Raw genomic sequence first — 17,627 nt, 5'->3', positions numbered from 1 at the left:
TCCGCGCGCGGCGTGCTGGGTTCAGTCGGTGATGTACCAATCGTTCTTGAGGTACTCCAGGGTGTAGTTGCCGAGGTCGCTCTCGGAGAAGGTGGTAGTGACGGCCAGCCGGTCAGATCCGGGACAGCCAGCCCGTCAGCCAGTCAGTCAGAGCCGGTCGAGGATCTTGTTCAGCTGACTGACTTCGGATGACTGGCCCTTGACCACGTCGTCGGCCAGCTTCTTCGCCGTCGCGTTCCTACCGTTCTTCTGCTCCTTCTTGGCCATGTCGATCGCGCCGTTGTGATGGCCGATCATCATCCGCGCGAACTTCTTGTCGAAGTCCTCGCCCTTGGCGGCCTTCAGCTCCGCCATGTCCTTGTCGGACATCATCCCGGCCATACCGGAGCCGTCCATGGAGTGGGATCCGTGGTCCATGCCGGGCATGGACCCGGCCGATGCGGGCTTGCCCCACCCCTTGAGCCAGGACTTCATCTTCTGGATCTCCGGCCCCTGGGCCTTCGCGATCTCCCCGGAGAGGCGCTTGATCTCCGCGTCCCGGGCCCGGCCGTCGGCCAGCTTGGACATGGCGAGGGCCTGCTCATGGTGCGGGATCATCATCTGCGCGAACATCACATCCGCGTCATTGAACGCGCCCGGGGCGGCGTGGGCGCCAGTCCCCTGGGTGGCCGTCGCGGACGGCTTGCTCCCGTGGCCGTTGTGGCTCGTGGCGCCGTCACCGTTGCCACAGGCGGCGAGCACCAGCCCGGCCGCGGCAACGGCGCCGGCCACGGCGATACGGCGGGTGGACGGACGCCGCACGGCATGCTTGATGGAGGTCATGTCACACCTCGTGTTGTCTGTTCTGATCTGCGGAATCGTTGGCGAACGGGGCGATGTGCGGGCAGCGCTCGGCGCCCGCGGCGGCGTTCGGCCTAGATCCGCAGGATCGACAGTTGCGCGAGGTCCGGTCTGGGGGGTGGCGGGTTGGGGCGCAGTGCGGCCATGGCGCCGACGCGGAGCCGTACGAGCCAGTCCGTACGGCGGCCGAGCACCGCCCGCAGCAGTCCGGCGAGGATCCAGCCACCGAGCACGGCCACGCACAGGGAGGCCATGTCCATCCGCATCCCCGGACCGTGCGAGGACGCCTTCTTGTCGTGGTCCGAGGAGTGCGCCGAGGCTTCGGCCTCGACCGCTCGCGCCTGCGCCGGAGTGGCCATGGCCATGGGAGCCATGGCGCTGTGGGCGGCCGTCGCGCCCGCGGAGCCGTGGGCCGTCGCGCCCGCGGCGGACCCGTGCAGGGTCGAGCCGGAGGAGCTGTCGGGATGGCCCACCGTGTGCATCACGAAGACGCCCAGTGCGAGCACGACGACGAGCAGCAGATGCCCATAGGCACCCACCGCCCGCATCCTGCGCTGCGCACTCACGTCATGATCTCCGCTGTCGAACCCACGAGCGACCCTACCCGAGCACTCGATGTGAGAGCGCTGCCGGGGGGCTTTGGGCAACTGGCCTACGCCATCGGATCGTTCCGTGCGGCACAGGAGCAGGGGGCCGGCCCTTCAGGGCGGCCCCCTGCGGTGAATGTCTTCGGGGATCTCACCGCTCGGGATGATCAGCGGGAGAAGACAATGACACGGAATCCGTAGAAGCCGTGGCCGTATCCGTGGTCGTGGTCGTAGTGGCGGTGGTGGTGGCCGTAGCCGTCGTAGCAGTCGTCGTCGTCCCAATCCCAGTCGTCGCAGCTCCATCCGCTGTTGGAGACATGGGAAGGCGCGGCTGCCGGTGCGGAGGCGGGAGCCGCGCTGGCGGCGCCGGCCCCGGCGAGTACGAGGAAGGGCACTGTGCACAGTGCTGCCGCTATGCGGTGGGTCCTGGTCTTCGCGCGCATGATCGTCCCCTCTCGGGGTTGGTGCGTTGCCGATCCATCGGCTCGTCAATGTGGAGTTCTCCTGGCCTCACCGCTGTGCGCCGGGAACGCGCGAGGCCCTGACGCACCAGGCGGGGGCGGCGTCGCAGGACTCCGACCTGCTTCGCTGACATCGCTGCACTCTTCGTTGCAGTCTCAAACAGATGTCACTTTCGAGCGTAGATACGGCGCGCGGGGAGGTCAACGGTGGGCGCTCCGTGTACGTCCGAACACGGAGCGGGGCGGCGGGCGCGGGGCGGGTGCGGGCGCGGCGATGAGGTCCGTCGCCGCTGGCGAGGGCGCACACCCGGGCCCCGTCCGGTCGTCTCTTGACGAACCGGCCATGTCCGATCTTCACTGCCATGGTCCCCCCACGGCCAGGGCCCCCACCACGGGCGATGCCCCCTCACCGAAGGTCACGAACATGACGGTTGACGCCTCCGCCGCCACTGAGGTCGGCCAGTTCCTGCTCGGCAATGCCTTTCCCTGCCTGGCCGGCCGTTCGGCATGGCGACAGGGCGGCATCACCCATCATCACTACACATGGCTCGGGGACGACACGGCCGCCCGGCAGATGGCGGATGACCTGCACGCCTACGTGAAGGGCGTGGACTGGGACGCCAAGCCCTTCACCAGCTTCGTCGCCACCTTCTCGGGCCCCTTGAACGTGCCGGACACCGAGTTCGAGGACCTGATGTGGCAGCAGCTGCAGGCCGTGCACGACCACGACAGCCGCTCCCACCCCTGGGCCGACGGCTACGACCCGGACCCCTCGTCCGAGGCCTTCGCGTACAGCGTGGCCGGGCACCCGTTCTTCGTGATCGGACTGCACGAGACACACAGCCGGATCGGTCGCCGCCCGCCGTTCCCGATGCTGGCCTTCAACTCCCACGCCCAGTTCAACCGGATCAAGGCCGCCGGCCTGTGGGACCGGCTCCAGGAGAAAATACGCAAACAGGACATCGAGCTGCAGGGCGACATCAACCCGAACCTCGTGGAGTACGAGCAGCTCTCCGAGGCCCGGCGCTACTCGGGCCGCCGCAAGCCGGCGGACTGGTCCTGCCCGTTCACCGCCCGGGTCTAGGGCCTGCCCGATGAGTCAGGCCGGTCCTTCACCCGGAACCTGCCAGAGGGGCAAGGTGCTGGTCTGCCGCGCCTTGCCCCTCCGGTCGCCGGTTGCCCTCCGGGCAGCCGGAGGTCAGCCGGTGTGCAGGGCCGCGTCGTCGATGACGAAGCTGGTCTGGAGGCTGGCGTCTTCGGCGGCGGTGAAGGTCAGGGTGATCTGCTGACCGACGTAACGGCTCAGGTCCAGGGTGCGCTGGGTGTAGCCGTTCGCTGCGTCGGTGTTGGAGAAGGTCGCCAGGGTCGTGCTGCCCACCTTCACCTTGAAGGTGTCGTAGGCGACGTGGTCGGTCTCACCGGTGTCGATGTGCAGCCAGTAGGTCAAGGTGGCTCGGCTGCATCCGGCCGGCACGGTCACCGGCTGGCTGAGGGAGTCGGTGGCGGAGGAGCCGTAGCCGCCGAGCCAGGCGAACCTGCTGCCGCTGTGGGCGGACTGGCCCGAGTGGGCGCCGATTGCCCCGGTGTCTCCCGTCCAGGGCGAGGTGCCGCTCTCGAACCCCCCGTTGGCGAGGAGCTGCTGGCTGGTGCAGCTGCCGGTCCCCTTGACCGTCAGGGTGAAGGTGGTGGTGTGCGTGACGGACCCGGTGCCCGTGATGGTGAGCGGGTAGGTGCCCGGGGCCGCGTTCGGCGTCGTGGCGACGGTCATGGCGGAGCTGCCGCCGGACGTCACCGCGTCGGGGCTGAAGGAGACGGTCACGCCCGCCGGGGCGCCCGACGCCGACAGCTTCACCGTCTGGGCGGAGCCCTTGGTGGTCGCCGTCGAGACGGTGCTGGTGGCCGAGGCGCCCGGTTCGACGCTGCCGGAGGCGGGTGCGGCGGCCAGGGAGAAGTCGTTCGCCGGGGCGGTGTCGGTGACGGCGAGCTTCCACAGGGTGGCGGCGATCCCGTCCGCACTGCGGTTCAGTCCGGTGCTGTTGATGTTGCTGGTGGTGTCACAGGACTGGTGGTAGCAGGGGTCATAGGAACGGCCCGCGGTGCCGCCCCACTTGGCCGCCTGCGCGGAGGTCTTTCTGGCGCCGGCTCCCATCGCGTATCCGGAGGTCGCGATGCCCGCCTGCTGGAACGAGTAGTCGTCGGAGCGGCCGGCGCCCTCGGTGTTCTCCTCCGGCTGGAGGCCGAGGGAGTCCCAGTACGCCTTCATCGGCTGGGCGGCGGTGGAGTTGAGGTGGTTGATGAAGTAGCCGCCGTTGGTCGAGGCGACCATGTCGAAGTTGTAGTACGCCTTGATCCTTGAACGCTCGGCGGACGAGAGGGAGTTGACGTAGAAGTCGGAGCCGTTGAGGCCCTGCTCCTCGTCCGTCCACCAGCCGAAGCGGACCCGGGCGGCCATGGCCGGGTTCTGCTCGGCGAGAGTGAGCGCGTTCTCCAGGAGCGCACTCGAACCGGAGCCGTTGTCGTTGATGCCCGGCCCGGCGCCCACGCTGTCGAGGTGGGAGCCGAACATGTACACCGTTCCGGCGTCGCCCTTGGGCCACTCGGCGATCAGGTTGGGTCCGGCTCCGGAGGAGCAGCCGGAGGTGCAGGGCTGCTCGGTGACGGTGTAACCGGCCGCCTGCAGCTTGTTCTTGACGTAGGCGACGGAGTCCCGGTAGCCCTGCCCGGTGGACTTGCGGTGGCCGCCGTTGCGGGCCGCGATGTTGTTCAGCTCGGTGAGGTGTGCCTGGACCTTGGCCACGTCGATGTCGGGGGCGGCGGCGCTGAGCCGTACTCCGCCGAGGACGGTCTGCGGGGTGGCCGTGGCCGTGGGGGCCGTGGCCAGGACGGTCGTCGCAAGAGTGGCGGCGAGGGATATCCCGGCCACCACGAGTCTTCGAAACACCATGAGGATGGCTCCTTGAGGGGGTAGCGAGTGGATCATGCTGCGTTCTGCCGACGGAGGTTCTGGTGGGACACCGGGTCGCGGCAGCGTCCTGCCGTCCTCCTGCCGGCTCCGACGAGTGGGGCACTGCACGACAGGATGGCGACATGTCCATGACCCGAGCGGCCGTACCATCACACCGCGACGGGTGCGGCGTCAACGGAAGTTCCTGCACGGAGACTTGTTTGTCGGAAAATGGCAGGCGCCGCCCGATATCCGGGCACTCTTCGTAAGCGCAGCGCGCCGTCAGGCGTCGGTCACGTCCACCACGTCGACGGTCACGCCCAGTCGGCGCAGCTCGGCCAACTCGCCGGGCGGCGTGGCGTGGTCGGTGACCACCCGGTCGTAGCGGGCGACGTCGCTGTAGGCGTGGGTGGCGGTCTTGCCGAACTTGGTGTGGTCCACCAGGAGCAGGGAGCGCTGCGCGCAGTCCAGCATGGCGTCCTTGATGTCCGCGTACTCACGCATCGGGTGGAAGAGCCGCCCGCCCAGGACGGATACGGCCGACATCACCGCGAGGTCGGCGCGGATACGGCCGAGGGCGCGCAGTACGTCGGGGCCGACGCAGGAGCCGTACTCACCGCGGTAGCGGCCGCCCAGGAGGGTGACGTCGACACCCGGCGCCTCGTCGAACAGCCGGGCAACGCCGAGGGAGTTGGTGACCACGGCGACCGCTTCGGTGCGGGCCAGGTGGGCCGCGAGCGGGAAGACCGTGGTCGAGTCGTCCAGCACGACGGTGCTGCCGGGGCGGATCTCGTCGGCGACGGCGGCGCACAGCGCCTCCTTCACGGCACGGTTCACACCGATCCGGAAGCGGGTCGCGGTCTCCATGGTGAGGGTCGGGAACGGGGCGGCGCGGCCGCGTTCCTTGCGCAGCAGACGGCGTTCGGCGAGCTGGTCCAGATCGCGGTGCATGGTCGCGAGGCTGACCCCGAAGTGCCTGGCCAGTTCGTCGATGCGGACCTCTCCGTGTTCGACGACATGGGCCAGTACGTCCTGCCGTCGCCGGTCGACCTCGGCCAGCGACGACCGTGCGGAAGCCATCGGGGCCGCCCCTTTCCGGTGGGCAGCGGCGGCACGGCCTACCGCTGCGGGTGGATGACGGCCTTGACGGCGGTCGCGTCGCGGGTGGCGACGGTCAGTGCGCTCTCAGCCTCGGCAAGACCGTAACGGTGGGAGATCAGGGAGTCGAGCCGGACCGCGCCCGACTCCACCAGCGCCGTCGCGGTGGGCCAGGTGTGGGCGTAGCGGAAGGTGCCGGTCAGTTCCAGCTCGTAGTTCTGCACCCGGCTCAGCGGCAGCGGGATCTCGGCCCCACCCATCCCGACGAGGACGACGCGTCCGGCCCGCGCCACGGTGCGGATCGCCGCAGCGCTCACCTCGGGGACGCCGGAGCACTCCAGCAGGACCGTGGGCGTGTACTCCGCTTCGCGCAGGGGTGTGCGGGAGACGTCGAGGGTGGTGGCGCCGGTCTCCCGGGCCAGTTCGAGGCGGTGCGCAAGGACGTCGGTGACGAGTACGTCGCGCGCGCCGAAGGCCTGTGCGGTCTGGGCGGCGACCAGGCCGATGGGTCCCGCGCCGGTGATCAGGACGCGGTCACCGGGGGCGACGCGGGCCTTGCGGCAGGCCCAGACGGCCACCGAGAGCGGCTCCAGCAGGGCGGCCTCCTCCATGGTCAGGGAGTCGGGGACCTCGTGGGCGAAGTCCTGACGCACGGCGAGGTACTCGCAGAACGCGCCGTCGATCGGCGGGGTGGCCAGGAACCGCATGTCCGGGCAGAGGTTGTAGCGGCCCGGACGGCATTCGCCGCAGCTGCCGCAGGGGGTGCCCGGCTCGATGGAGACCCGCCGGCCGATCCGGCCCGCGTCGGCCCCCGGGCCGCGGGCGACGACCGTGCCGGCCGCTTCGTGCCCCAGGACGAGGGGCTCCCGTACGGCGAAGTCGCCGATGCGTCCGTGCCGGTAGTAGTGCACATCCGAGCCGCAGGTGCCGACCGCCTCGACACGGACCAGCACTTCGCCGGGGCCGGGGGCGGGGACGGGGCGTTCTTCGATCCTCAGGCGCTCGGGACCGTGCAGTACGGCGGCACGCATGGTCGCGGGAGTCGCGGAGGTGGCGGTCGTGGCGGGCATGGCGGGCTCACGGCTCCCTGGGCTCAGACGGGTGGGGGCAGCACAGTAACGCCTCCTTTTTTAACAAGACAGCCTTGTCCTCGCACAAAATATGAGAAGAATTGAGTATGGGTGAGAGAGGTAGCGGGCGCCATCGTCGTCAACGGGGGCTGGCGAAGTCCTGCGTCCACCACGGCCCGCCGATGCCGAAGTGGATGCCGACGCCGAGGTCCGCCAGGTCGCACTGCAGGATGTTGCCGCGATGACCGGGGCTGTTCATCCAGGCCTTCATGACCTCCGAGGGCGTCGCCCGGCCGACGGAGATGTTCTCGCCGTAGGAGGACCACTCGTAGCCGGCCGCGGTGATCCGCTCCCCCGGACCGACGCCGTCGGGGTTGGTGTGCTCGAAGAAGCGGCGCGCGGCCATGTCGTCGGAGTGGCGTTGCGCGGCCCGCTGCAGCGTGGCGTTCCACCGTACGGGCGGGCACCCGTGGCCCGCGCGCTCCTCGTTCACCAGCCGTACGACCTGGTGCGCGTAGGCAGTTGGGTCGGCAGAAGCAGGGGCCGGGACGGAAGCAGAAGCGGAGACAGCGGCGGAAGCAGCGGATGCGGCGCCGGGGAGCGGGGCCTCGGTGGCCGTGGCCGCGTCGAGGCCCGCGGCGCCCAGGACCGCGCCGGTCACGGTGGCGATCGCGGCTTTTATGGCGCGGTGCTTGGTCCGGTTACGAGTACGAGTACGGGTACGGGTACGGGTACGGCGATGGTGCGTCCGGCACTGGGTACGGCACTGGTGCCGTCGGTGCTGTCCGGGCATGCCGAACCTCCCTTTTGCGCGACGGGCTGGACGGAGCGGCCGGGATGGGCCTGCCCACCGCGGAGGTGGTGCGGTGGGCGGGTCATGCCTTGCCAGGGACGGCTCCGTCCATGCCACGGCTCAGGAGTCGTGCGGGGCAATACCGGGGCGCGCGGACAGCACGCGCCCGCGGTACCCCGGACTCGTCACGGACACCGACCGGCAAGCCGGGACGGACCGCGACGCATCACCGGCCGGGTGCGGCGGTGTCCGCCGGCGCGAGTGTCCCCAGCGCCTCCGGCAGTGGCCGCGTATGGACGACGCCCAGTCGCTGTGTCGCCCTGGTGAGCGCGACGTACAGGTCGCTCGGCCCGAACTCCCCCGGTTCCACCACGATCACGGTGTCGAACTCCAGCCCCTTGGCCTGCCTCGGGTCGATCAGCACCACCGGGCTGGTCAGATCCGGGGAGGCGCCGGCGGAGGCGGCCGGGAGTGCGGTGAGCAGGGCCGTGTGCAGCGAGCGCGGGGCGATCACCGCGAGGCGTCCCGCCGCGTCATCGGTCTCCCGTCCGACGGCCTCCGCCACCGCGCCCGCCAGGTCGTCGGTGTGGTGCGCCCACGGCGGTATGCCCGTGGCGCGGATCGAGCGAGGCGGTGCGAAGGCGGGGTCGGCGGACCGGGGAACCCGCGCCGCCAGCTCCATGATCTCGGTCGGCGTACGGTAGTTGACGCCGAGCCTGACATGCTGCCAGCGCTCGTCGACGTACGGCGCCAGGATCGCCTCCCACGAGCCGCAGCCGCCCGGCTCCGCGGTCTGCGCCGGGTCGCCGACCAGGGTCATCGAGCGGGTCGGGCAGCGGCGCATCAGCAGCCGCCACGCCATCGCCGACAGCTCCTGCGCCTCGTCCACGATGATGTGGCCGAAGGCCCAGGTGCGGTCGGCCGCGGCGCGTTCGGCGGCGCTGCGGTGGTCGGCCTCCTCGTGGCGGTCGGCGAGGCGTTCCGCGTCGACCAGGTCGTGCGCGGCCAGCACCTCCGAGTCCTCGTCGTCGCGGTCCTCGAACTCCTGGGTGCGGGAGCCGTAGGAGAGGTCGAGCACGCCCTGTGCGTACGCGATCCGCTCCTGGCGCTCGGCCTCGGCGGCGGCGCGGGCCGCCGCGTCGTCCTCGCCGAGGAGTTCGGCGGCCTCGTCCAGCAGGGGGATGTCGGCGGGGGTCCAGTCGGTGTCGCCGGCCGGGCGACGGATCGCGTCCGCGTCCGTGTCCGGAAGGTGGACGGGGTCGGCGAGGAAGTCGCCGACCAGCTGCTGGGGTGTGAGGGAGGGCCACAACTCCTCGATGGCGCGGTGCACTTCGGGGCTGACGGCGATGGCCTTGCCGAGCTGGGCGATGTCGTCGGGGCCGAGCAAATTCGGGCCCCCGTAGGGGTCCGCGCCGATCCGGTCGGTCAGTTGCGCGGTGAGCGCGTCGATGACACGGAAGGCGAAGTGGGGGCGGGCGAGGTTGTGCGGCAGCCCGGTCTCGCGGGCCTGGCGGCGTGCCTCGTACGCCATGTCCGCATCCAGCCGCAGTTCACCGTCGTCGTGTTCGATCACGATCTCGGGGTCGGGCAGTGCCTGCCGGTCGCGGACGAACTGCGCCAGCGCGTCGGCCATGGCCGCACCGCCCTTGACCGCGGCCGCTTCGGCGGTGTCGGTGCCGGTCGCGGTTACCCCGGGGAAGAGCTCACCGAGGGTGGCGAGCAGGACTCCGGTCTCGCCGAGGGCGGGCAGCACCTCCTCGATGTAGCTGAGGAACGCGGGGTTGGGGCCCACGATCAGCACGGCGCGGCGGGCCAGTTGCTCACGGTGCGCATAGAGCAGATACGCCGCGCGGTGCAGCGCGACGACGGTCTTGCCGGTGCCGGGTCCGCCCTCCACGACGAGGACGCCGTGGTGCGGGGCGCGGATGATGCGGTCCTGGTCGGCCTGGATGGTCTGCACGATGTCGTGCATCCGTCCGGTGCGCGCCGCATCGAGGGCGGCCAGCAGCACGGCGTCCGCGTCGGTGCCCTCGTGCCCGGTGCGTTCGGCGTCGGCCAGGTCCAGGATCTCGTCGTGCAGGCCGGTGACCCGCCGGCCCTCCGTGGTGATGTGCCGCCGGCGGCGCAGCCCCATCGGGGTGTGGCCGGTGGCGAGGTAGAAGGGGCGGGCGACCTCGGCTCGCCAGTCGATGACGAGCGGGGTGCGGTCCGCGTCATCGCGGCGGATGCCGATCCGGCCGATGGGATGGTCGCGGCCGTCGCGGAACACCAGGCGGCCGAAGCACAGCCCGTTCTCCCCTGCCTCGAAGGCGGCCAGCAGACCGGCCTGCTCGGCCACCATGACATCGCGCTCCAACCGCGCCTGAGCGTTGTTCCCCTCCAGCGGCAGGGCCTGCTGTACCGCTGCCGCGGCGCCGTCCCGCAATTCGACGAGGCGTTCATGGAGCAGATCGGTGAATTCCTGCTCGCGCTGCAATTCCTCGTTTGACAATTCAACTCCGGTCCGATAGAGTTCGTAATGAAGATTGGGTATGTGTCTTTGCGTCAGGCAAGACGCACAAGCCCTCAATATACGCAGAGAAATACCCCGGCCGTCAATTCGGTCCGGGGTATTTCTGTTTGGTGCGGCGGGTTGTTGTCCGTCAGGTCACGGAGTTGTCGCCGGTCCCCTTGATATGCACACCCGGAAATCCTTGAGATCGCCGGTGGCGCAGCGGTCGCGGGCGGCCCGAGGGTGCCGAGGAGAGTCTCAGAAGGGCTTGGTCGGCAGGTACTTGCCGTCCAGGGTGATCACCGCGCGCTCGCCGCCTTCCGGGTCGGCGACCTTCCGCACGTCCAGCTTGAAGTTGATCGCGCTGATGATGCCGTCACCGAACTGCTCGTGGACCAGCGCCTTGAGGGTGGTGCCGTAGACCTGGAGCATCTCGTAGAAGCGGTAGATGGTCGGGTCGGTGGGGATGCCGCCGGGTATGGAGCCGCGGGTCGGGATGGTCTGCAGCAGCATCGCGGCGTCGTCGTCCAGGCCGAGGAGCTCGGCGACCGACCGGGCGGCGGCTTCCGGGAGGGCGTGCTGGCCGAGGACGGCGGCGGTGACGAAGGCGACCGAGAGGCCGGCGGCCTCGGCGATCTGCTGCCAGGACAGGTCCTTGCGCACCTTGGCTTCCACGGCTTCGGCGGCGAGGGCCTGGCGGGCGGCGGGGTCGAACTGGGCGTGCACCATGATGAGGGGTTTCCTTTCGGTCGGGCTTCTTCGGTTCGGGCGGTGCCGGGCGGTGCGGCGGGGTCAGGCCGCGGGGACCGGCCGGCGGCCGGTGGCAGTGGTGTCGAGGCCTTCGGCGGCCGGTGCGGCATGCAGGCCTTCGACGGCGCCGGTGGCGATGTCGTAGACCCAGCCGCGCAGGGTGAGCGTGCGCGCCGCGCGGGCGCGGGCGACCGACGGGTGGGTGGCGAGGTTCGCCAGCTGGGCGAGCACGTTCTCGCGTACGAGGGTGCTCACCGGCTCCCCGTCGCCGCCCGTGGCCGCGGCGCGGGCCCGGCCGGCGTCCGCGTGGCGCAGCCAGTCGGCGACCGCCGGTGCGGCGCTCAGGTCGTGGTGCTCGGCGAGGGCGGTCATCGCGCCGCAGCCGGAGTGCCCGCACACCACGATGTCGGATACGCCCAGGACGGCGACGGCGTACTCGATGCCGGCCGCGACCCCGTCCGGGCCGGGGGTGTGGGCGGGGACAAGGTTGCCCGCGGTGCGGATGACGAACAGCTCGCCCGGCTCGCTCTGGGTGATCAGCTCCGGAACGACGCGGGCGTCGGAGCAGCCGATGAACAGTGTCGTCGGCCGGTGGTGGGTCGCCAGGCGGGCGAACAGTTCCGCCTTGGCCGGGTGGACGTCCCGCTGATAGCGCGCGACGCCCTCGGTGAGGTCTGGCACGGATGTCTCCCTTCGGTGGGCTGCGGCCCCTGAGGGCTGATGCAGTCCACCGTGCACCACCTGCACCTATAGCGTCCAAGACGCAGTTTCCATGGCTGCTATTGGTTTCATCTATAGGCGTTCTATAGTGGCTCCATGGCTGCCCCGGAGCTGCGTCATCTGCGCTATCTGCTCGCCGTCGCCGAGCACGGCAACTTCACCCGCGCGGCCGAGGACCTGCGGATCTCCCAGCCCACCCTGTCCCAGCAGGTCAAACAGCTGGAGCGCACGGTGGGTGCACAGCTGCTGGACCGTACGGGGCGCAGCGTGCGGCTCACCGACGCCGGGGAGGTCTACGTGCACCACGCCCGCCGGGCGCTGCGGGACCTGGCGGCCGCCGAACGTGCGGTGCTGGACGTGGCCGACCTCTCCCGGGGACACCTGCGGCTGGCGGCCACGCCGACCTTCACCGCCTATCTCATCGGGCCGCTCACCGCCGAGCTCCACACCCGCCATCCCGGCGTCACCCTGGACGTCAGGGAGATGACGCAGGACCACATCGAGTCCCGGCTGCTGGCCGACGACCTGGACCTCGGGATCGCCTTCCACGGCGCGCATCTGCCCGGCATCGCCGCGACGCCCTTGTTCACCGAAACGCTCAGCCTGGTCGTCGGCTCCGGGGCAGCCGGCGGCGACCGGGCCGAACCGTTGTCCCCCCGTGACGCTGCGGAGCGCCGACTCGCCCTGCTCAGCGGGGACTTCGCGACCCGCGGGCATATCGACGACTACTTCGCCGCCCATGACGTGCGGCCGCGCATCGCGGTGGAGTCGAACTCCGTCCAGGCGCTGACCGAGATCGTCCAGCGCGCTCCCCTGACCACCGTCCTGCCCGACGCCGTCACCCACGACCACCCCCGCCTCTCGCCCCTCCGGCTCGACCCCGCCCTGCCGGCCCGTACCGTCACCCTGCTGCGCCGCGAGAACGCCTACCAGAGCGCCGCCGCCCGCGCGTTCACCCAGCTCACCGGGCACTATGTGCGTGCTCGTGGCTACGCCCCCGCCCCGGAGATCAACGGTCACTGAACGACGGTGCCGGGGCGCGTTTCGACCGGGACCGACGGGCGATCGGTGTGCCACGTTCCGGGCCCGTTCAACTGCTGGCCACGCGCATCGCGCAAGGTTCGGAATGAGAGATTCCGAATGGTGACACCGCGGTGGCCGGCGCTGCCCGCCACCGCACGGAGGGCCCTATGGCCGGCATGCACATCACCAGCGACCGTCGTCGATTCCTCTTCACCTCAGGTGCCGCCGTCGCCGCGACCGGCGCCGCACTCGCACTCCCCCGCCAGCGCCGCAGCGGTACGGACCCGGCCGCCGGGCGCGCACAGAGCGGTCCCGGCCCCTCGTCGGCACGTCCCCGCGCGGGGCGGGCGGCACCGTACGGAACCACGACCCTGGAGACCACCGCGCGGCTCACCGGCGGCGCTGGCTACCGGCGCATCTCGCCCGGCCCCGGATGGCCCCTGGTCGTACGGGGTGAACTCGCCGCGGCCAGGGCCGCGCGCCGGGACCGGCGGACCGCCCTGGCGTGCTTCGTCCAGTTCACCGATCTGCATGTGGCCGACGTGCAGAGCCCGTTGCGGACGGAGTTCCTGCGCGCCGGGTCCCCGGGTTCGTGGCGGGGGCAGGAGGCGCTGGCGGTGGCGGGCGCGGTCTCGCTGGTGGAGCAGGTCAACGCGCTCGGCGGCGGCCCCCACACCGGCCGGCCGCCGACCTTCGTCATGTCCACGGGGGACAACATCGACAACCACTCCATGGTCGAGCTGGAGTGGTTCCTCACGCTCATGAGCGGGGGCCGGATCACCCCCAACACCGGCGATCCGGCCTCGTACGAGGGCGTGCAGAACTGCGGCCTCCCGCTGTACTGGCATCCCGACGACAGCCTGCGCGACCAGGACAAGCGGCGCGGGATGCCGCGCATACCCGGCTTCCTCGATGCCGCCGTCCGCCCGGTCACCAGCCCCGGGCTGCGCATTCCGTGGTACTCGACGCCCGGCAACCACGACGACCTCCCGGGCGGTTGCCTGTCCCCCGACGACCGCCAGCTCGCCGACTACATCACCGGGGCGCGCAAGCTCTTCTCGGTGCCGGACGCCGACGTGGCCGCCTTCGCCAAGGTGCTGGAGACCGGCGACGACCCGAAGAGCAGCGTGCTCAAGGAGATCCTGCGCCGCAACGCCGCCAGGGCGCGGACGGTGACCGCCGACGCCCGCCGGCGCATGGCCACGCCGCACGACTATCTGCGGGCGCACCTCGATCCGGCCTTCGCCGGCGCGGGACCGGTCGGGCACGGCTACAGCGAGAACCACCTGGACGGCGAGCGGATGTACTACTCCTTCCCCATCGCGGACGGAGTCGTCGGCATCAGCATCGACACCACCTACCGCAGCGGCCACTACGAAGGATCGCTGGGCACCGAGCAACTCCGCTGGCTGGAGCGGACGTTGGCCGCCCACAGCACTCGGCACTACGACGCGGACGGCCGGGTGGTGCGCAACACCGCGGGCGACGACGCGCACCTCCTCGTCTTCAGCCACCACCACAGCCCGAGCATGACCCGACGCCCCGACGCGGCCCGCACGGACGAGACGCGGCACGGCGGCGCGGAGGTCATCGCCCTGCTGAGCCGCTTCCCGAACGTGGTGGCCTGGATCAACGGGCACAGCCACGTCAACCGCATCACACCGCACGCCCATCCCACCCCCGCCCGCTCCTTCTGGGAGGTCAACACCGCCTCCCATATCGACTACCCCCAGCACGCACGGCTCCTCGAACTGGTCGACAACCACGACGGCACGCTGTCGCTGTTCACCACGCTCGTCGAATCCGCCGCGCCGTACCGCACGGACTTCAACGACCTGTCCGCCGTCGGCCTCGCCTCCCTCTACCGGGAGCTGGCCTACAACGCTCCCGGTCTCGCCGGCCGCATGCCGCGGCCCGGCGCCGTCCACGAAGTGATGGCCGGCGCGGCCGGGGACCGCAACACCGAACTGCTGGTCCGCCGGGCGTGACCCGCGGGTCCCGGGCCCGGCCCTACCCCTAGTACTTGAGAGTGAGGCGGCAAGTACGCTCCCTGGCGGGACGTGGACCAAGCACCATGATCCATAGCTTCGGTACCGGAAGCACCACCGTCTTCCGGTACGGAAGGACCACCCCTCATGGCGTCCCGCCCGCGCGGCCACCGTCTGCTGCGTACCCTGCTCGCCGCTCTCGTCGCCGCCTCGGTGGCCGTGCCCGTCGCGGGTGCGGCTCGGCCCGCGGCCGTGCCGGCGCCCGCCCCCGTCGCCCTCGCCCCGCTGCGCGTTGCCACGCCGGGTGCCCTCGCCGCGCGGTACGCCGTCAACCGCGACGGCATCCGCGCGGCGGAGCGGACGGCCGCAGGACACGGCGACCGGAGGCGGGCCGCCGGGCTGCGCGCCCTGGCGGCTCCCGCCCGGCACTTCCTCTCCTTCGACGGCCGCGACGGGGGCCGCACCACCGAGGTCCTCGGCGACCTGGCGCGGGCCGCGCGGATTGCCGTACTCGTGCCGGGGTCGGACACCAGCCTCGACACATACGAGCGCTTCCGGGCCGGTGCCACCGCGCTCCAGCGGGAGCTGGGTGGCCGGTCGGCCGTCATCGCCTGGCTGGGCTATCGGACCCCCGGCACGCTGAGCACCGAGGTGCTGACACCCGCCGCCGCTAAGGACGCCGCTCCCCAACTACAGCGATTCATAGCTGAGTTGAGGGCGGCTCGGCCGTCTTCCCGGGTCTCCGTCCTGTGCCACTCCTACGGCTCCGTCGTCTGCGGGCGGGCCGCACCGGGGCTCGATGTGACGGACATCGTGCTGTACGGCAGCCCCGGGGCCGGCGCCGGCAGCGTCGCCGCACTGCGTACGCGGGCGACGGTCTGGGCCGGCCGCGGCGACGACGACTGGATCGCCGCCGTACCGCACGGGCAGGTCCACCTCCCCTTCGCCACGCTCGGATTGGGCGACGATCCGCTCTCGCCCGCCTTCGGCGCCCGGATCTTCGCCGCGGGCTCCGGCGGCCACAGCGACTATCTCCGCCCCGGATCCCCGGCGTTGGAGAACCTCGCCCGGATCGTGTCCGGACGGCCTCCGGTCGAGGAGCGCCGTCGTGCTGCGTGACCTCGTCCGGCGGATCGACTCCGCGACACCGGCCGGCCGCGACCGGGCCGTCGACGCCCTCCGCGCGCTCGCCATCCTCGGTGTGGTGCTCGGGCACTGGCTGGTGACCGCCCTCGTCGCGGACAGCGGCTCCGTGCACGGCGCCAGCCCGCTGCACTACCTGCCCCAACTCGCCCCGGTCTCCTGGGTCTTCCAGACCCTGGCGGTCTTCTTCCTGGTGGGCGGGCAGACGGGGGCGCGCGGTTACGCCGCCGCGCGGGCCCGGGGCGGGACCTACCGGCAGTGGCTCGGCGTCCGGATGGCGCGGCTGTTCCGGCCGGTTGCGGCGGTGCTGGTGGTCTGGAGCGGGGTGGCCGCGGCGCTGCTGGCGTCCGGGGTCGGGCTGGAGACGGTACGGACGCTGGCGAAGCTGGTGCTGTCCCCGCTCTGGTTCCTGCTGGTCTTCGCCGTGCTGACGACGGCGACGCCGCTGGTGGCCAGGCTGCACCCGCTGTGGCCGCTCGCCGTCGTTCTGCATGTCGATCTGATCCGGTTCGGCCTGGGCGGGCCGGCCTGGCTCGGCTGGACCAATGTGGTGGCCGGGTGGCTGGTCCCGTACTGCCTGGGTGCGTCCTGGGCGAGGGGCGGGCTGCGGGGCCGCAGGAGCGGCTGGGTGCTGCTGGCCGGGGGCACCGCCGCCACCGCGGCGCTCGTGCTGTGGGGCGGCTATCCGGCGGCCATGGTCGGGGTGCCGGGCGCCGGGATGTCCAATCTCAACCCGCCCACCCTGGCCGCCGTCTGCTTCGGTCTCGCGCAGTGCGGGGCGGCGCTGCTGTTGCGCGGTCCGCTGCGCCGGGCGCTGCGACGTCCCGCCGTGTGGGCCGCGGTGGCGCTGCTGAACCTCTCGGCGATGACGGTGTTCCTCTGGCATCAGACCGCGATGATGGCGGTGACGGCGGTCGGTCTGCTGGCGGGCGGGCCGTTGGCCGGTCTGCACACCGTGCCCGACGGCCCGGGGTGGGTGCTGGCCCGGCTGGGCTGGCTGCCGGTGTTCGCGGTGGCGCTGCTGGTGTGCTGGGCCGCGTTCGGTACGTACGAACAGGGGCGGCGGGCGGGCCGTGGTGGCAGCCGGGTCGTGCGGAAGCGGCGCTCTGTTCCGGTCGCCACGGGGCGTGGCTAGAGTGGATCTTGTGAACGAGGGGGACGGGGCAAGCGGGGGACGGCGGCTGCCGGCCGTACTCCTGGTGGCGCTGCGCACGCTGCGCGCGGATCTGTGGACCGTGGCGCGGGACCCGCTGCCGCGCATGCGCTGGCTGGCGTGGCTGCCGCACGTCCATGTGGTGCTGTTCTCGGTGCTCATGTTGCTGCTCAACGCCAATGCGTACCAGGACGTGCTCGGCGGCGATCAGCACCCGGACGAGACGCTCCCGACGCGGGTACTGCTGCTCCTGGTGCTCCAGACGGCTGCCGCCGTTCTCGCCATGACCCGCCCGGTTCTCGCCTGGTGGCTGTCGACGATCACGCTCTTCCTGACCGCGCTGGCCTCGGCGGTTGTCGTCACCGACAACGTGCAGTGGCCGTGGAGCATCGCGGGGATCATGCTGCACACCCTCGTGCTGTTCCTCCTCGCGCTACGGGTCCGCCCCCGCATCGCGGCCGAGGCGCTGGCGCTCAGCGTGCTGGCCGGGCTGATCAACATGTCCTTCGCCGCCCCCGGCCGCGACAACGACCTCCCTTTCGGCGCCGTGAGCTTCGCGACCGCGG

The 17,627-nt window shown here is 71.4% G+C and carries 15 protein-coding genes and 1 pseudogene; 6 read left to right on the top strand and 10 right to left on the bottom strand.

Annotation, left to right across the window (positions count from 1 at the left end):
- Positions 1 to 147 precede the first annotated feature (147 nt).
- The 3 genes from ACWD6P_RS34800 to ACWD6P_RS34790 form a co-directional block, all read right to left on the bottom strand.
- Entirely contained in the window at positions 148 to 822 is a 675-nt protein-coding gene (locus ACWD6P_RS34800) for a DUF305 domain-containing protein (RefSeq protein WP_451448212.1), read from the bottom strand.
- Between the two features lie 92 nt (positions 823 to 914).
- Positions 915 to 1,406, bottom strand: coding sequence for a DUF6153 family protein (locus ACWD6P_RS34795; RefSeq protein WP_451448211.1), 492 nt, complete (start codon positions 1,404 to 1,406; stop codon positions 915 to 917).
- A gap of 188 nt (positions 1,407 to 1,594) precedes the next feature.
- The gene (locus ACWD6P_RS34790; protein WP_451448210.1) at positions 1,595 to 1,870 is read right to left on the bottom strand and encodes a hypothetical protein; all 276 of its coding nucleotides are present in this window, start codon (positions 1,868 to 1,870) and stop codon (positions 1,595 to 1,597) included.
- A gap of 442 nt (positions 1,871 to 2,312) precedes the next feature.
- Here ACWD6P_RS34790 and gntA point away from each other — a divergent pair, with 442 nt between their 5' ends.
- Positions 2,313 to 2,972 (top strand): guanitoxin biosynthesis heme-dependent pre-guanitoxin N-hydroxylase GntA, encoded by a 660-nt coding sequence (gene gntA, locus ACWD6P_RS34785; RefSeq protein WP_451448209.1) that lies wholly within the window; start codon positions 2,313 to 2,315, stop codon positions 2,970 to 2,972.
- 114 nt (positions 2,973 to 3,086) lie between these two features.
- Here gntA and ACWD6P_RS34780 read toward each other — a convergent pair whose 3' ends face one another.
- From ACWD6P_RS34780 to ACWD6P_RS34750, 7 genes are all read right to left on the bottom strand, one after another.
- Positions 3,087 to 4,811 (bottom strand): M28 family peptidase, encoded by a 1,725-nt coding sequence (locus tag ACWD6P_RS34780; RefSeq protein ID WP_451448214.1) that lies wholly within the window; start codon positions 4,809 to 4,811, stop codon positions 3,087 to 3,089.
- Positions 4,812 to 5,114: 303 nt separating this feature from the next.
- The gene (locus ACWD6P_RS34775) at positions 5,115 to 5,912 is read right to left on the bottom strand and encodes a DeoR/GlpR family DNA-binding transcription regulator (protein ID WP_451448208.1); all 798 of its coding nucleotides are present in this window, start codon (positions 5,910 to 5,912) and stop codon (positions 5,115 to 5,117) included.
- 38 nt (positions 5,913 to 5,950) lie between these two features.
- Positions 5,951 to 7,000 (bottom strand): NAD(P)-dependent alcohol dehydrogenase, encoded by a 1,050-nt coding sequence (locus ACWD6P_RS34770; RefSeq protein WP_451448207.1) that lies wholly within the window; start codon positions 6,998 to 7,000, stop codon positions 5,951 to 5,953.
- Between the two features lie 139 nt (positions 7,001 to 7,139).
- Positions 7,140 to 7,793 carry a CAP domain-containing protein gene (locus ACWD6P_RS34765; protein WP_451448206.1) on the bottom strand — a complete coding sequence of 218 codons (654 nt, stop codon included), beginning with the start codon at positions 7,791 to 7,793 and terminating at the stop codon, positions 7,140 to 7,142.
- Between the two features lie 226 nt (positions 7,794 to 8,019).
- Positions 8,020 to 10,284, bottom strand: a complete 2,265-nt coding sequence (locus ACWD6P_RS34760) for a HelD family protein (protein WP_451448205.1) — start codon at positions 10,282 to 10,284, stop codon at positions 8,020 to 8,022.
- 258 nt (positions 10,285 to 10,542) lie between these two features.
- Complete coding sequence (gene cynS / locus ACWD6P_RS34755) at positions 10,543 to 11,013, bottom strand: cyanase (protein ID WP_451448204.1); 471 nt, start codon at positions 11,011 to 11,013, stop codon at positions 10,543 to 10,545.
- Between the two features lie 63 nt (positions 11,014 to 11,076).
- Entirely contained in the window at positions 11,077 to 11,715 is a 639-nt protein-coding gene (locus ACWD6P_RS34750; protein WP_451448203.1) for a carbonic anhydrase, read from the bottom strand.
- A 135-nt stretch (positions 11,716 to 11,850) separates the two neighbouring features.
- Here ACWD6P_RS34750 and cynR point away from each other — a divergent pair, with 135 nt between their 5' ends.
- The 5 genes and pseudogenes from cynR to ACWD6P_RS34725 all read left to right on the top strand — a co-directional run.
- Positions 11,851 to 12,777: a transcriptional regulator CynR gene (gene cynR, locus ACWD6P_RS34745; protein WP_451448202.1), complete on the top strand. Its 927-nt coding sequence runs from the start codon at positions 11,851 to 11,853 to the stop codon at positions 12,775 to 12,777.
- 167 nt (positions 12,778 to 12,944) lie between these two features.
- The gene (locus tag ACWD6P_RS34740) at positions 12,945 to 14,765 is read left to right on the top strand and encodes a TIGR03767 family metallophosphoesterase (RefSeq protein ID WP_451448201.1); all 1,821 of its coding nucleotides are present in this window, start codon (positions 12,945 to 12,947) and stop codon (positions 14,763 to 14,765) included.
- A 147-nt stretch (positions 14,766 to 14,912) separates the two neighbouring features.
- Positions 14,913 to 15,884, top strand: a complete 972-nt coding sequence (locus ACWD6P_RS34735; protein ID WP_451448200.1) for an alpha/beta hydrolase — start codon at positions 14,913 to 14,915, stop codon at positions 15,882 to 15,884.
- Positions 15,877 to 17,043, top strand: a complete 1,167-nt coding sequence (locus tag ACWD6P_RS34730; RefSeq protein ID WP_451448213.1) for an acyltransferase family protein — start codon at positions 15,877 to 15,879, stop codon at positions 17,041 to 17,043. Before ACWD6P_RS34735 ends, ACWD6P_RS34730 begins: the two co-directional genes overlap by 8 nt.
- Before the next feature lie 10 nt (positions 17,044 to 17,053).
- Positions 17,054 to 17,627 (top strand): annotated as a pseudogene (locus ACWD6P_RS34725) (sensor histidine kinase); the annotation flags it as partial.

This window comes from Streptomyces sp. NPDC002446, from assembly GCF_053595675.1.
Note: the sequence above shows the minus strand (reverse complement) of the source record. Positions and strands in the feature narration are given on the sequence as shown.

Coding starts and splice junctions, on each gene's coding strand:
- ACWD6P_RS34800 (WP_451448212.1), bottom strand. CDS start 822: ATGACCTCCATCAAGCATGCCGTGCGGCGTCCGTCCACCCGCCGTATC.
- ACWD6P_RS34790 (WP_451448210.1), bottom strand. CDS start 1,870: ATGCGCGCGAAGACCAGGACCCACCGCATAGCGGCAGCACTGTGCACA.
- gntA (WP_451448209.1), top strand. CDS start 2,313: ATGACGGTTGACGCCTCCGCCGCCACTGAGGTCGGCCAGTTCCTGCTC.
- ACWD6P_RS34775 (WP_451448208.1), bottom strand. CDS start 5,912: ATGGCTTCCGCACGGTCGTCGCTGGCCGAGGTCGACCGGCGACGGCAG.
- ACWD6P_RS34770 (WP_451448207.1), bottom strand. CDS start 7,000: ATGCCCGCCACGACCGCCACCTCCGCGACTCCCGCGACCATGCGTGCC.
- ACWD6P_RS34765 (WP_451448206.1), bottom strand. CDS start 7,793: ATGCCCGGACAGCACCGACGGCACCAGTGCCGTACCCAGTGCCGGACG.
- cynS (WP_451448204.1), bottom strand. CDS start 11,013: ATGGTGCACGCCCAGTTCGACCCCGCCGCCCGCCAGGCCCTCGCCGCC.
- cynR (WP_451448202.1), top strand. CDS start 11,851: ATGGCTGCCCCGGAGCTGCGTCATCTGCGCTATCTGCTCGCCGTCGCC.
- ACWD6P_RS34740 (WP_451448201.1), top strand. CDS start 12,945: ATGGCCGGCATGCACATCACCAGCGACCGTCGTCGATTCCTCTTCACC.
- ACWD6P_RS34735 (WP_451448200.1), top strand. CDS start 14,913: ATGGCGTCCCGCCCGCGCGGCCACCGTCTGCTGCGTACCCTGCTCGCC.